This is a genomic window from Streptomyces sp. NPDC024555 (assembly GCF_055559335.1).
Map to the genome: position 1 here is coordinate 144,798 of NZ_JBVHKV010000014.1, position 12,798 is coordinate 157,595.

The 12,798-nt window shown below is 73.8% G+C and carries 13 protein-coding genes and 1 tRNA gene; 4 read left to right on the forward strand and 10 right to left on the reverse strand.

Annotated features, from left to right (window positions below):
- Positions 1-58: 58 nt before the first annotated feature.
- Together ACZ4FH_RS24820 and ACZ4FH_RS24825 are read right to left on the reverse strand one after the other, a co-directional pair.
- Positions 59-1,687: a TROVE domain-containing protein gene (locus ACZ4FH_RS24820; protein ID WP_467307453.1), complete on the reverse strand. Its 1,629-nt coding sequence runs from the start codon at positions 1,685-1,687 to the stop codon at positions 59-61.
- A gap of 109 nt (positions 1,688-1,796) precedes the next feature.
- Positions 1,797-1,875 (reverse strand) — tRNA-Ser (locus ACZ4FH_RS24825).
- A 355-nt stretch (positions 1,876-2,230) separates the two neighbouring features.
- Between ACZ4FH_RS24825 and ACZ4FH_RS24830 the strand changes: the two genes are divergently transcribed.
- The 3 genes from ACZ4FH_RS24830 (at position 2,231) to ACZ4FH_RS24840 (ending at position 4,614) form a co-directional block, all read left to right on the forward strand.
- The gene (locus ACZ4FH_RS24830) at positions 2,231-2,671 is read left to right on the forward strand and encodes a Crp/Fnr family transcriptional regulator (protein ID WP_467307454.1); all 441 of its coding nucleotides are present in this window, start codon (positions 2,231-2,233) and stop codon (positions 2,669-2,671) included.
- A 102-nt stretch (positions 2,672-2,773) separates the two neighbouring features.
- A complete protein-coding gene (locus ACZ4FH_RS24835) occupies positions 2,774-3,487 on the forward strand; it encodes a lysophospholipid acyltransferase family protein (RefSeq protein ID WP_467307456.1) in 714 nt (237 codons plus the stop codon).
- A 65-nt stretch (positions 3,488-3,552) separates the two neighbouring features.
- The gene (locus tag ACZ4FH_RS24840; protein WP_467307457.1) at positions 3,553-4,614 is read left to right on the forward strand and encodes an NAD-dependent epimerase/dehydratase family protein; all 1,062 of its coding nucleotides are present in this window, start codon (positions 3,553-3,555) and stop codon (positions 4,612-4,614) included.
- A 61-nt stretch (positions 4,615-4,675) separates the two neighbouring features.
- On the opposite strand, the gene ACZ4FH_RS24845 is transcribed toward ACZ4FH_RS24840, so the two are convergent.
- The 8 genes from ACZ4FH_RS24845 to ACZ4FH_RS24880 all read right to left on the reverse strand — a co-directional run bounded on the left by ACZ4FH_RS24845 (position 4,676) and on the right by ACZ4FH_RS24880 (position 11,692).
- A complete protein-coding gene (locus ACZ4FH_RS24845; protein WP_467307580.1) occupies positions 4,676-6,205 on the reverse strand; it encodes an alpha/beta hydrolase in 1,530 nt (509 codons plus the stop codon).
- A gap of 203 nt (positions 6,206-6,408) precedes the next feature.
- Positions 6,409-7,182 (reverse strand): urease accessory protein UreD, encoded by a 774-nt coding sequence (locus ACZ4FH_RS24850; RefSeq protein ID WP_467307458.1) that lies wholly within the window; start codon positions 7,180-7,182, stop codon positions 6,409-6,411.
- The gene (ureG, locus tag ACZ4FH_RS24855; protein WP_467307459.1) at positions 7,179-7,856 is read right to left on the reverse strand and encodes an urease accessory protein UreG; all 678 of its coding nucleotides are present in this window, start codon (positions 7,854-7,856) and stop codon (positions 7,179-7,181) included. The genes ACZ4FH_RS24850 and ureG overlap by 4 nt, the downstream gene beginning before the upstream one ends.
- 48 nt (positions 7,857-7,904) lie before the next feature.
- Positions 7,905-8,567 (reverse strand): urease accessory protein UreF, encoded by a 663-nt coding sequence (locus ACZ4FH_RS24860; protein ID WP_467307461.1) that lies wholly within the window; start codon positions 8,565-8,567, stop codon positions 7,905-7,907.
- A gap of 13 nt (positions 8,568-8,580) precedes the next feature.
- The gene (locus tag ACZ4FH_RS24865) at positions 8,581-10,302 is read right to left on the reverse strand and encodes an urease subunit alpha (RefSeq protein WP_467307463.1); all 1,722 of its coding nucleotides are present in this window, start codon (positions 10,300-10,302) and stop codon (positions 8,581-8,583) included.
- Positions 10,295-10,606 carry an urease subunit beta gene (locus tag ACZ4FH_RS24870; RefSeq protein ID WP_467307464.1) on the reverse strand — a complete coding sequence of 104 codons (312 nt, stop codon included), beginning with the start codon at positions 10,604-10,606 and terminating at the stop codon, positions 10,295-10,297. Before ACZ4FH_RS24870 ends, ACZ4FH_RS24865 begins: the two co-directional genes overlap by 8 nt.
- 13 nt (positions 10,607-10,619) lie before the next feature.
- Positions 10,620-10,922 carry an urease subunit gamma gene (locus ACZ4FH_RS24875; protein WP_383637355.1) on the reverse strand — a complete coding sequence of 101 codons (303 nt, stop codon included), beginning with the start codon at positions 10,920-10,922 and terminating at the stop codon, positions 10,620-10,622.
- Positions 10,923-11,059: 137 nt separating this feature from the next.
- A complete protein-coding gene (locus ACZ4FH_RS24880; protein ID WP_467307466.1) occupies positions 11,060-11,692 on the reverse strand; it encodes a TetR/AcrR family transcriptional regulator in 633 nt (210 codons plus the stop codon).
- A 109-nt stretch (positions 11,693-11,801) separates the two neighbouring features.
- On the opposite strand from ACZ4FH_RS24880, the gene ACZ4FH_RS24885 reads away from it, so the two are divergent.
- Positions 11,802-12,794 carry an ABC transporter permease gene (locus ACZ4FH_RS24885; protein ID WP_467307468.1) on the forward strand — a complete coding sequence of 331 codons (993 nt, stop codon included), beginning with the start codon at positions 11,802-11,804 and terminating at the stop codon, positions 12,792-12,794.
- The last annotated feature ends 4 nt before the right edge of the window (positions 12,795-12,798 follow it).

Consider the following 12,798-nt stretch of genomic DNA (forward strand, 5'->3'; position numbering starts at 1 on the left):
GAACGGGACCGCCCCCTGCCGGACTCCGGCAGGGGGCGGTCCCGTGTGCGGAGTGCGGTCAGGCGGTCCGGCCCGGGTCCTCCCAGGGCCAGACGGCGTCGCGCCCGGCCTCGACCATCGGGATCATCCGGAAGGCCTGGTCGGTGAGGCCGCCGAAGGTGTGCCGCCGGTCCTGTCCGGACGGGGCGTGGCCGGCCGCGTACCCGGCGAGGTTCCAGGTGTACATCGGGGTCCGCGCCGGGACGGCGTCGGTGACCTCCCGCGCGTCGTGCCCGGCCTGCTCGTCGGTGACGACGACGACGCGGTCGTGGCCCCGGAACGTCGCCCGGAGCGCGGGAGCCGTGTCGGTGCCGCCGCCGAGGAACCAGCCGCCCTCACGCCATCTGCGGACGTCCGCGAGGAGCGAACCGCCGGGGGCCGGGACGAACGGCTTGACCAGCTCGCGCGGCGGGTCGTTCCAGGTGCGGCGGGCGGACGAGAACGAGACCACGTCGGCCCGCTCGCACCGGCGGCCGAGCGCGATGCCGAAGAGGGCGGCGGCGTCCCAGCGCATCAGGGTGCCGTCGCGGCTGAAGCCCTCGTTCATCGAGGACGACGTGTCGACCAGGACCAGGGTGCGGCCGGGCAGGCGCGGCACCGCGGCGAGCGAGGCGCCGAGCGCCTTCTCCAGGGCGTGGCCCCAGCGCAGCGAGGGGGCCGCGTTGAAGGCGGAGTAGAAGCGCAGGGGCAGCTGACGGGAGCGGGCGACCCGGTCCGGGTCGGCGATCCGCTCGGCGACGCGCGCGGCCACCTCGTCGTCGACCCCGGCCTCGTCGAAGTTCCGCAGATTGCGCAGCAGCGCCATGTACCCCATGGACGGGATGACCGCTTCCCAGGCGCGGGCGTCCATCGGTCCCTGGAGCCACCCGGCCAGCGCCTCCCAGGTCATGCCGGCGGCGCGCAGCCGCTCCGCCGCGCCGGGGGCGGTCAGCAGGGCCCTGCGCTCGGCGACGGGGACGCGCATCAGGGCGTCGCGGGCCCGCAGCATGCCGAGCCGCTCGGGGATCGCGGTGTCCCGCTTCCCGCGCCGGTCGAGGGCGTGCCGGAACAGCTCGCCCTGCCAGGGACGGTCGGCGGCCGGGGACGGGTGGACGAGGTTGAGGACGTCGCCGAAGCGGAAGGCGTGGGCGGGGGTGTCGTAGGCGAGGAGGGCCCGCTCGTCGTAGAGGCGGCACACCGCGTCCGCGACACCGCGCTTCACGGGCTTGGGAAGGGCGCGGCCGTGGACGGACGTCCAGTAGCCCAGCATCTCGCCGGGCTCGTCGGCGCGCCGGAGCACCGCGTCGACGACCTGGCGGGAGTGGCCGGGGGCCTGTCGCTCCAGGCGGGCGGCGGTGAACTCGGCGGCGCCCACCAGGGCGGCGGTGCGCAGATGTGCCTCGCCGCGCAGCCAGGCGAGCAGCCGGCCCGTCCAGACCGGGTCCTCGACGGCGAGGGTGCGGACGAGCCGCGCGTAGCGGTCGTCGCGGCGTTCGGCCCGCTCGTAGAAGGTGTCCTCTCCGGCGATGTGCGTCACCGCGAGGAGGAACAGCTCGGACCGGGGGTCGCGGAGGTGGCCGTCGCCGCCCTGCGCGGTCCGGGTGCGCGCGCCGGTCGAGCGCACGGGTGAGGTGGGCACGCGCGGGCGCGCCCGGTTGAAGCGGGACATGGTGAGGAACCCCTCGCACGGAGGGAAAGCCCAGCATCCGGGGTGCCCGAGATCAAGGTCGGTGACGGAGACGAAGTGCTCTGGGCCGCTGAGCTACCGCCGGCCCGGGGGCCGGTGGCCGGGATTCGAACCCGGGTCTTTCTCTTGACAGGAGAAGTATCCGTCGCCTGCGCACCGGGCACCCCGGCGCTGTGCCTCCCGAGATCAGGTGGGATCCGCCGGTCTTTTGCGAGAAGGAGGCGGGTCCCGTGCACCGGGAGGTGCCGTACACGCGGCGCCGCTCCCGCCGGTCGTACGGACCCCGGTGGCGCGGCGGCGGCCGCGACGCCAACTCTAGGCAGCGGCGTTAGACTTGTGCACGCCAATTTCGCCGGGGTACCGACGGGACGGAGGGGACGGGGGCGTCACGGCGGACCGGTGGGGTCCGTTTCGCGTACTTCGGCCGTCCAGGGGGAACAACACCTCTACGAGGACAGCGCGCCCTCAGGAGCGCCCGCGCGCTGGGCCGCCTTCCGTACCGCCGCTCCTCGGAGGAGTACTCCGATGACCACCACCCTCACGGCCCTTCCGGTCACGCACCGCGACCATCTGCTGAGCCTCGCCGCGGATGTCCGGTTCCCCGCGGCGCAGCGCCTCTTCGAGGAGGGCGCGGTCGCCGACCGCTTCTGGATCCTCAGGACGGGGACGGTGACGCTGGACGCCCGGCTGCCGCACCGCCGCAACGCCGAGATCGCGACGCTTCAGCCGGGTGATCTGGTCGGCCTGTCCTGGCTCTTCCCTCCGTACGCGTGGGAGCTGGGCGCGGAGACGCTGAGTCCGGTGCGCGCCCATGCCTTCGACGCGGCGCGGGTGCGCGAGGCGTGCACGGCGGACCCCGCGTTCGGCTACGCGATCAGCCAGTGGGTGGGCGGGATTCTGGCCGGCCGGCTGCAGGCGACCAGGAGCAGGTTGCTGGAACTGTACGAATCGGCGGTACACGCCTGACCGGCCGCCGATCCGTGCACCTACACTGAGCGCCCTGAAAACCAGCGGTGACGAGCACGAACGCGCTCCGCGGGACGGTTCGCCGCACGAGGGAGAAACCGGGTGTTCTACAACCTGTTCAAGTACGTCGTCATCGGCCCGCTGCTGCGGCTGCTCTTCCGCCCCGTCATCGAGGGCGCCGAGCATCTTCCGGAGGAGGGCGCGGCGATCGTCGCCGGCAACCATCTGTCGTTCTCGGACCACTTCCTGATGCCGGCGATCCTCAAGCGGAGGATCACCTTCCTGGCGAAGGCGGAGTACTTCACCGGCCCGGGGGTGAAGGGCAGGCTCACCGCGGCGTTCTTCCGCTCCATCGGCCAGATCCCGGTGGACCGTTCGGGCAAGGAGGCCGGGCAGGCCGCCATCGACGCGGGCCTGGCCGTGCTCGGGCGGGGCGAGCTGCTGGGCATCTACCCGGAGGGCACCCGCTCGCACGACGGGCGGCTCTACAAGGGCAAGGTGGGGGTCGCGGTGATGGCGATCAGGGCCGGGGTGCCGGTGGTGCCGTGCGCGATGGTCGGCACCTTCGAGATCCAGCCGCCCGGCAAGGTCCTCCCCCGGATCAAGCAGGTCACCATCCGCTTCGGCGAGCCCCTGGACTTCAGCCGCTACGCCGGTCTGGAAAACCAGAAGGCGGCGATCCGCGCGGTCACCGACGAGATCATGTACGCCATCCTGAACCTGTCCGGCCAGGAGTACGTCGACGACTACGCGGCCAAGGTGAAGGCGGCCGGACAGCAGGCGTCCGGAGGGAAGTTCCCCGGCCGCCGAAGCTGACAGCGGAATCGCGGAGGGCGGAAGGGGCTGGTCCCGCCCGGTCGCCGCCGCCTAGCGTGCGGTCCATGAGCAAGGGACACGCATGGGTGCTGGGAGCGACGGGCCAGGTCGGCCGTGTGGCGGTGCGCGCGCTCGCCGAGGACGGCTGGGAGGTGACGGCTGCCTCGCGCGGCGGTGGCCGTGACGAGGGCTGGGACGCGGGGGTGCGGACCGTCGCGCTGGACCGGGACGAGGAGGGCGCGCTCGCCGCGGCCCTCGGCGACGGCTGCGACGTGCTGGTGGACATGGTCGCCTACGGCGGACCGCACGCCCGTCAGCTGACCGGGCTGTCGGACCGGATCGGCTCGGCGGTCGTCGTCTCCAGCGGCGCGGTGTACGTGGACGACCGGGGCAAGGGCTTCGACACGCAGGGCGAGCCGGACGGCGCGGCCCGCTACCCGGTGCCGATACCGGAGAGCCAGGACACGGTCGCGCCGGGCGACACCACGTACGCGACGCGGAAGATCCGCCTGGAGCGGGACCTGTCGGCGGCGGGCGCGTCCCTGCCGGTGACGCTGCTGCGGGCGGGCGCGATCCACGGCCCGCACTGCCGCAGCCCACGTGAGCTGTACTTCGTCAAGCGGGCGCTGGACGGCCGCACGCGCCGGGTGCTGGCGTACGGCGGGACCTCGCGGTTCCACCCGGTGCACTCCGCCAACATGGCGGAGCTGATCCGGCTGGCCGCGCTGAGACCGGGTTCCCGCGTGCTCAACGCCGCCGATCCGCAGGCACCCACGGTCGCGGAGATCGGGGACGCGGTGGACCGGGTGCTGGGCAGGACCCCGGAGACCGTGCTGATGCCGGGGGCGGTCACCCCGGAGGGCGTGGGCGCCACTCCGTGGACCGCGCCGCACCCGATCGTCTACGACATGACGGCCGCAGAACGGGAGCTGGGGTACCGCCCGGTGACCGGGTACGAGGAGTCGCTTCCGGAGACCGTCGCGTGGATCGTCGAGCGGCTGGCGGGGCGGACGTGGCAGGAGGCGTATCCCGCGATGGTCCGCGCCTACGGCGACGCGCTCTTCCGGTACGCGGCGGAGGACGCCTGGCTGGAGGCCCACGACCGGGGCGGGCACGCCGCGGTCTGAGCCCGGGGACGGGGACGGGCGGCCGGTGGACCACCGGCCGCCCGTCCCGTTCGGTGCTCCGTTACGGCTTCGGCGTGGCGTGCGGGGTGCACGTCACGTCGCTGCGGTCGGTCCGCCCGGTGAGCAGATAGGTGTCCACCCGCTCGTTGATGCACGGGTTGACCAGGTTGGTGACGCCGTGCGAACCGGCGCCGTCCTCGGTGATGAGACGCGAGCCCCTGAAGCGCTTGTGCAGTTCGACGGCTCCCTCGTACGGGGTGGCGGCGTCCCGCGTGGACTGGACGATCAGCACGGGCGGCAGACCCCTGCCGGTGCGGACGTCCAGCGGGTTCTGCTGCTTGGCGGACCAGGTCGCGCAGGGCAGGTTCATCCAGGCGTTGGCCCAGGTCATGAACGGGTAGTCGCGGTGCAGCCGGGTGTTGTCCCGGTCCCAGGTCCGCCAGTTGGTGGGCCACTTGGCGTCCGCGCACTCGACCGCCGTGTACACGGCGTTGCTGTTCTCGGCGCGGATGTTGCCCGCGGTGTCCGCGAGGTCGGGCGCGGCGGCGTCGACGAGCGCCTGGGTGTCACCGGCCCGGTAGGCGCTCCAGGTCCGGGCGATGGGCACCCAGGTGGAGTCGTAGTACGGGGCGCTCTGGAAGAAGCCGATGAGCTCGGCCGGGCCGAGGACCCCGCCGATCGGGTTCTTCTTGGCCGAGGCGCGCAGCTTCAGCCACTCCTGCTCGACCTTCTGCGCGGTGTCGCCGATGTGGAAAGTGGCGTCGTTGGCGGCGACCCAGGTCTTCCAGTCGCCCCAGCGCTTCTCGAAGGCGATGTCCTGGTTGAGGTTGGCCCGGTACCAGATGTTGTCCCGCGCCGGATTGACGACGCTGTCCACCACCATGCGGCGGACGTGGGACGGGAAGAGCGTGCCGTACACCGCGCCGAGGTAGGTGCCGTAGGAGACGCCCAGGTAGTTGAGCTTCTTCTCGCCCAGCGCGGCGCGGATGACGTCCAGGTCGCGCGCGGTGTTGGGGGTCGTCATGTGCGGCAGCATCGCGCCGCTGCGCTCGGCGCAGCCGTCCGCGTAGGCGGCGGCGAGCGTGCGCTGGGCGCGCTTGTCGGCCTCGGAGTCGGGGACCGGGTCGGCCTTGGGCGCCTTCACGAACTCCTGCGGGTCGATGCAGGAGATGGGCGCGGAGTGGCCGACACCACGGGGGTCGAAGCCCACGAAGTCGTAGGCCTTCGCGGTCTTGGCCCAGAGCGGGCTGCTGGTCGCGACGCGCTTGGGGAACGCCATGCCGGAGCCGCCGGGGCCGCCGGGGTTGTAGATCAGGGCGCCCTGGCGTTCGGCGGCGGTGCCGGTGGAGCGGTGGCGATCGACGGCGAGCTTGATCTGCTTGCCGTGGGGCTTGGCGTAGTCGAGCGGGACGGTGACCCATCCGCACTGGATCGGTGCGGCGATGGCCCAGTCGGCCGGGCAGTCCGTCCAGTCGATGCCCGCCCTGGCCGCGCGTGCCGCGGCGAGTTGGACGCCGCGGGCCTCTGCGTTGTTGCCCGGGTGTCCTTCGGCCGTGGCCGCCGGCGCGGATATCGCGCCCGCTATGAGCATCCCCGCGATCAGAGCGCCGGCCGAGCCGAGCGCTGCAGTGCGTCTCACGTGGAACCTCCCCCCATCTGAAGCGCCTTCGGGTGCGGCGCTGTTCGGTTGGTGCCTCTCGCGGATCCTGTCGTCTGCGGGGCCGCCGGGAACAGATCGCCGACCCTCTTCTTTACCGAATCGATAACCGGACACCCGTGTCCCTTCAGCGGTGCTCAGCCGCTCCCGGGACCCGCGATGTCCTGTGCGGCGCGGCCCAGCACGGCGCGCAGTTCCCGGGCGTCCGGGGCGACCGCGGTGACGAGCACCGCGGGACCGTTCAGCCGGGCGCGTACGGCGGTGGGACCCAGCATCCCGGTCGCCGGGCCCTTCTCCTCGAAGGAGGGTTCCACGACGAGGAGTTGTCCGGCGGCGCGGTGGCCGCCGAGGACGGCGGGGCCGTCCCAGCCGCCCGGTGCGCCGGGTCCGTACGCCGTCTCCTGGTCGAGGAGCGGGCGTCCGCCGCGGGTGACGGTGAGCCGGCTGCGGAGGGTGCCGGTGGTCTCCCCGTGGCGGCCGAGGACGAGTTCCTCACGCAGCGTCAGCCGGGCGGTGGCGGCCAGGTGGACGGCGGTGGTGAGAACGAGATCGCTGCCGTGGGCCGAGACCAGCGGTTCGGGGGACCAGTCGAGTACGGCTTCCTCCTCCACGTGCAGGGTGACGGTGTAGTGCGCCGGGTCCCCGCCGGGCCGGGGGCCGGGCAGGGCGACGGTGGCCGCCGCCGCGTCCACGGTGAGCCGGGCGCCCCGGGCGGCCCGCGCCTCGACGGCGAGGCGGTCACCGCCGAGCGGGGCGCTCATGGCGCCGACGACGGTGACCCGCGCGGTCCCGGGGAGGGCGGCCCGGGTGCGCCGGAGGGCGAGCGGGCCCTCGCCCCGCAGGACGGGCAGCGCGGTGCCGCCCCGTCCGTCGGGCACGGCGAGGATCCGGGCGGTGGCCCGGACGCTCACGCGGTCCAGGAGGCGACGCGCCCCCGTACCCAGTCCGCGACGGGTGCGACGCCCTCGGCGGAGGTGAGCGAGGTGAGGACCACGGGCAGGGCGCCGCGCTGCTGCGCGGCGTCGCGCGCCATCCGGTCCAGGTCGGAGCCGACGTACGGCGCGAGATCGGTCTTGTTGATGACGAGCAGGTCGGAGGTGGTGACCCCGGGGCCGCCCTTGCGCGGGATGTCGTCGCCGCCCGCGACGTCGATGATGAAGATCTGTGCGTCGACCAGGCCCCTGGAGAAGGTCGCCGTGAGGTTGTCGCCGCCGGACTCCACCAGGATCAGGTCCAGCGGACCGACGCTCTCCTCCAGGTCCTCGACGGCTTCGAGGTTGGCGGAGATGTCGTCGCGGATGGCGGTGTGCGGGCACGCGCCGGTCTCGACGGCCGTGATCCGCTCGGGCGGGAGCACCGCGTTGCGCAGCAGGAAGGCGGCGTCCTCGCGGGTGTAGATGTCGTTGGTGACGACGGCCAGGGAGAGCCGGTCGCGCAGCGTCCGGCAGAGGGCGGCCACGGTGGCCGTCTTGCCCGAGCCGACCGGCCCGCCGAGCCCGATGCGCAGGGCGCGCCGGGTGCCGTCGGGACGTGCGGCGTCGGCGCCGACGGCCGCCTCCCCGAAGTGGGTGTGGTCGAGGTGCATGGTGCGGCTCCTGTGGGATGAGGGGCGGGGGTCCGGGGGTCCCGGGGGTTACGAGGCGAAGAGCCGGACCGGCCATCCGGCGTGGCCCTCGGCGGTGATGTCGAGCAACGGCGCCGAGGCGGCGGGCAGTTCGTCCACGGGACCGAGGGCGGCGGCCGCCGCGCGCGCGGCGACCCGGTCGACCTCGGGGGCGAGCCGGGCGAGGACGGCGGTGGCCTCGAACGGGTCGAGCGAGAGCAGCCGGACCACGGCGGTCGCCGGTCCGCCGATCGCCTCGTACGCGGCGCAGTGGGCGGCGTCCACGGGCGCGAGCCCGGCCGACCGGGCCGTCAGACCGAGGACGACGGGCTGGTGGGCGCCGCGCGGCCGGGCCTCGGCGAGGGCGTCCAGCGCGGCGCTCGGCCAGGTCGCGCGGGCCGCCCGCATGAGCTGCCGGCCGAGTCTGCGGGCGACCGCGCGCAGCGCGGGTGAGGGGGTGCGGGCGTCGGCGGCCTCGTCCAGGGCGAGGGGGTCGTGCCCTCCGGCGGCCGCCGCGGCGAGCGCGGCCGAGGTGAGGCCGGTGGTGTGCAGCCGGCCCCGGCAGAAGGCGGCGAGCCCTTCGGCGTCGCGGACGCGTCCGGCGGCGACGGCCGCCTCGGCACCGCCGGAGTGGGCGTGGCCCCCGGCGGGGAAGCGGCCGTCCGCCAGGACGAGCAGGGCTGCGCGGCTCATCGTCGGTCCGCTCTCAGAAGAGGAAGTAGCGCTGGGCCATGGGGAGTTCGGCGGCGGGTTCCGGTTCGACCGGATCGCCGTCGATGGTGACGGCGAAGCTGTCCGGGTCGACCTCCACCCGGGGCAGCGCGTCGTTCTCCCGCATGTCCGCCTTGGTGACGCCCCGGGTGGAGGTGATCGGCACGAAGCGCTTGCCGAGGCCGAGGCGTTCGGGCAGTCCGTCCTCGATCGCCGCGGCCGACACGAAGGTGAGGGAGTTGGCAGCCGGGGCCCGGCCGATGGCGCCGAACATGGGGCGCGGCAGGACGGGTTGCGGGGTGGGGACGGAGGCGTTGGCGTCGCCCATCTGCGCGTACGCGATCTGGCCGCCCTTGATGACCGTCTGCGGCCGGACGCCGAAGAAGGCGGGCTCCCAGAGCACCAGGTCGGCGAGTTTGCCGGGCTCCACGGAGCCGATCTCCCGGTCGAGGCCCTGCGCCACCGCCGGGTTGATGGTGTATTTGGCGACATAGCGACGGACCCGGTGGTTGTCGGCCCGGCCGTCGCCCGGCAGCGCGCCCCGGCGGCGCTTCATCACATGGGCGGTCTGCCAGGTCCGCAGCACGACCTCGCCGATCCGGCCCATGGCCTGCGAGTCCGAGGAGATGATCGAGATCGCGCCGAGGTCGTGCAGGATGTCCTCGGCCGCGATCGTCGAGGGCCGGATCCGCGATTCGGCGAACGCCAGGTCCTCCGGTACGGCGGGGTTGAGGTGGTGGCAGACCATCAGCATGTCGAGGTGTTCCTCGATGGTGTTGACGGTGTGCGGCCGGGTGGGGTTGGTGGAGCTGGGCAGGACGTGGGGCTCCGAGACGACGCGGATGATGTCGGGGGCGTGCCCGCCGCCCGCGCCCTCGGTGTGGTACGCGTGGACGGTCCGGCCCGCGATCGCGGCGAGGGTGTCCGAGACGAACCCGGCCTCGTTGAGGGTGTCGGTGTGCAGGGCGAGCTGGGCCCCGCTCTCCTCGCAGACGCCGAGGCAGGTGTCGATCACGGCGGGCGTCGCGCCCCAGTCCTCGTGGATCTTGAATCCGAGCGCCCCGGCGCGGAGTTGGGAGCGCATCGCCTCCCGGGACATCGTGTTGCCCTTGCCGAGCAGGCCGATGTTCACGGGGCAGCCGTCGAGCGCCTCGAACATCCGGGCGAGATGCCAGGGGCCGGGGGTGATCGTGGTGGCCCTGGTCCCCTCGGCCGGGCCGGTCCCGCCGCCGACGAGCGTGGTGATCCCACTGGCCAGCGCCTCGTCGACGAGGGTCGGGGAGATGAAGTGCACATGCGCGTCGATGGCCCCGGCGGTGAGCAGTTTGCCGTTGCCGGCGATGATCTCGGTCTCCGGTCCGATCACCAGGCCGGGGTGGACGCCGTTCATGGTGTCGGGGTTCCCGGCCTTGCCGAGGGCGGTGATCCGGCCGTCGCGTATGCCGATGTCGGCCTTGACCACGCCCCAGTGGTCGATGACGACGGCGCCGGTGACGACGGTGTCCGGGGCGCCCTCGGCGCGGGTGGTGCGCGCCTGTCCCATGGATTCGCGGATCACCTTGCCGCCGCCGAACACGGCCTCGTCCCCGGCGCGGCCGGGTCCGCCGCAGCGGTCCTCCTCGATCTCGACGAGCAGAGCGGTGTCGGCCAGCCGGATGCGGTCGCCGGTGGTGGGTCCGAAGAGATCGGCGTACACGGGGCGCGGGAGTTCAGCCATCGAGGGGTCCTCCGGTCTCGCCGCGCAGGCCGGGGACGACGCGGCGTCCGGCCAGGGGGACGAGTTCGATGTCGACGGGGATGCCGGGCTCGAAGCGGACGGCGGTGCCGGCGGCGATGTTCAGCCGCAGTCCGCGGGCGGCCGCCCGGTCGAAGTCGAGGCCGGGGTTGGCCTCGGCGAAGTGGTAGTGCGAGCCGACCTGGACGGGCCGGTCGGCGGCGTTGAGAACGGTGAGCCGGGTGACCGGCAGTCCCTCGTTGAGGGGCACGTCGCCGTCCGCGTGGAGGATCTCTCCGGGGATCATCGGCCGCGCCCCGTCAGACGATGGGGTCGTGGACGGTGACGAGCTTGGTGCCGTCGGGGAAGGTCGCCTCGACCTGCACGTCGTGGATCATCTCGGCGATGCCGTCCATGACGTCGTCACGGGTGAGCACGGTGCGGCCGGACGCCATCAGCTCCGAGACCGTGCGCCCGTCGCGGGCGCCCTCCAGCAGATGCGCCGTGATGAGGGCGACGGCCTCGGGGTGGTTGAGCCGCAGTCCGCGCGCGCGGCGCCGGTCCGCCACGTCGGCGGCCACGTGGATGAGCAGTCGTTCCTGTTCGTGCGGGGTCAGTCGCATGCGTCCACCTCACAGTCGTCCGCCCGGTGCCGTCCCCGGGCACGGCGCGGCCCCGGCCGCCCCCGACAGGTCGGTCGGGACGTCCGGTCGCCGCGTGGCGAGGTAGTGCACGCTAGAGCCGAAGTTTTTCCGGCGCGTTAACGGGCGCGGGGCAGATCCATGGACATCAGTCCGCGCAGACCGTTCTCCAGGGCCTCGGGGGTGGTGTCGCCGAACATCGCGAGCTGGGTGATGAATCCCTGGGCGGTGGCGATCAGCGTCCGGGCGACGTGCTCGTCGGGCACGCCGGCGTCGAGCATCCCGTTCGCCCGGTAGACCGCGACCAGGTCCGCCCACGACGCCCGCAGTCCGTCGAATCCCTCGCGGAGCGTGGCCGCCAGCCGCTCGCTGCGCAGCACCTCGGACCACACCTGCACGATCAGTCCGGCGAACGCCCGGTGGTCCAGCCCGGCGCGCTCCTCCTCCGCCCCCTCGCCGAACAGGGTGCGGACCACGCGGCCGATCAGCACATCGGGGGTGGGCGGCGGCGAGGCGTCCGCGGCCCGCTCGAAGGCGTCCCGGACACCGCTCAGCGCCTGCCCGGCGATGGCGGCGATCAGGTCCTCCTTGCCGGTGAAGTAGCGGTAGACGGCACCGGCCGACAGCCCGACCTCCTTGAGGACGTCCTGCATGGAGGTCCCGTGGAACCCGTCCCGGGCGAAGCAGCGCGCGGCGCCTTCGAGGATCTGCCGGCGACGGGCGTCGAGGTGCGCCTGGGATACACGAGCCATGCCCTCAATCTAAAACGAACATTCATTCTTGACAACCGGACGCACCGGCGGGACAGTGGCGTCAGCAAGTAAAACGAATAATCATTCTCTTTGAATCGAGGCACCCGTCATGACCGCCTCCCCGAACCGCCGTCTGGTGGCGGTCGTCCTCCTCGTCCCCGTGCTGGTGGCGCTCGCCCTCTGGGCGTTCACGTGGCCCGCGGCGCGGACGGCCCCGAGGGACCTCCCCCTCGGCGTCGCCGGATCCGCTCCGGCCGCCGCACAGCTGGAGGCACGTCTCGCCCAGCACGACGGCGCCTTCGAGATCCACCGGTACGGCTCCGCGGCCGAGGCCCGGGACGCCGTCGAGCACCGGGCCGTATACGGTGCGGTGGTCGCCACGGAGCACGGTCCCGAGCTGCTGACCGCCTCCGCCGCGAGCCCCGTGGTGGCCCAGCTGCTGCGCGAGGCGGTGACCGCGTCCGCGCCCGGGGGTACCGAGGTGCCGGTCACCGATGTGGTCGCCGCCCCGGCCGCCGACCCGCGCGGCAGCGTGCTGGGCTCCGGCATCCTCCCGCTGGCGATCGCCGGCGTGGCCGCGGGGGCCGTGGTGACCCTGCTGGGCCTGCGCGGCGGACGGGCGGCCACCGCCCTGCTCGGCGTGGCCGCACTCGTGGGCGTCGTGGCCGCCGCGGTCACCGACAGCTGGCTCGGGGCACTGACCGGGAACTGGTGGGCGGAGGCCGGGGCACTCGGCCTGACCGTGCTCGCCATCGGGGCGGCGGTGGCGGGGTTCGCCGCGCTGATCGGCCCGGCGGGCATCGGCATCGGGGCGCTGCTGATGGTGCTCCTGGGCAATCCGTTCTCGGGCGTGACGAGCGCCCCCGAACTGCTCCCCCGGCCGGTCGGCATGATCGGCCAGTGGCTGCCCCCGGGCGCGGGCGGTTCACTGCTGCGCTCGGTCGCCTACTTCGACGGGCACGCCGCGTCGGGTGCGGTCCTGACCCTGGCCCTGTGGTCGGTGTGCGGACTGGCCGCGGTGCTCATCGGCGGCCGGCTGCGCCGCCCGACCGCACCGGCGCCGGACGCGGCACCCGCGCGCGAGGCCGCGCTCGCCGGCTGACCCC

What these genes read in the sequence shown, in the direction of transcription:
- ureG (WP_467307459.1), bottom strand. Translation starts at nt 7,856, where the DNA reads ATGCACCTCGACCACACCCACTTCGGGGAGGCGGCCGTCGGCGCCGAC.
- ACZ4FH_RS24830 (WP_467307454.1), top strand. Translation starts at nt 2,231, where the DNA reads ATGACCACCACCCTCACGGCCCTTCCGGTCACGCACCGCGACCATCTG.
- ACZ4FH_RS24875 (WP_383637355.1), bottom strand. Translation starts at nt 10,922, where the DNA reads ATGCGACTGACCCCGCACGAACAGGAACGACTGCTCATCCACGTGGCC.
- ACZ4FH_RS24865 (WP_467307463.1), bottom strand. Translation starts at nt 10,302, where the DNA reads ATGGCTGAACTCCCGCGCCCCGTGTACGCCGATCTCTTCGGACCCACC.
- ACZ4FH_RS24845 (WP_467307580.1), bottom strand. Translation starts at nt 6,205, where the DNA reads ATGCTCATAGCGGGCGCGATATCCGCGCCGGCGGCCACGGCCGAAGGA.
- ACZ4FH_RS24840 (WP_467307457.1), top strand. Translation starts at nt 3,553, where the DNA reads ATGAGCAAGGGACACGCATGGGTGCTGGGAGCGACGGGCCAGGTCGGC.
- ACZ4FH_RS24820 (WP_467307453.1), bottom strand. Translation starts at nt 1,687, where the DNA reads ATGTCCCGCTTCAACCGGGCGCGCCCGCGCGTGCCCACCTCACCCGTG.
- ACZ4FH_RS24880 (WP_467307466.1), bottom strand. Translation starts at nt 11,692, where the DNA reads ATGGCTCGTGTATCCCAGGCGCACCTCGACGCCCGTCGCCGGCAGATC.
- ACZ4FH_RS24885 (WP_467307468.1), top strand. Translation starts at nt 11,802, where the DNA reads ATGACCGCCTCCCCGAACCGCCGTCTGGTGGCGGTCGTCCTCCTCGTC.
- ACZ4FH_RS24860 (WP_467307461.1), bottom strand. Translation starts at nt 8,567, where the DNA reads ATGAGCCGCGCAGCCCTGCTCGTCCTGGCGGACGGCCGCTTCCCCGCC.
- ACZ4FH_RS24870 (WP_467307464.1), bottom strand. Translation starts at nt 10,606, where the DNA reads ATGATCCCCGGAGAGATCCTCCACGCGGACGGCGACGTGCCCCTCAAC.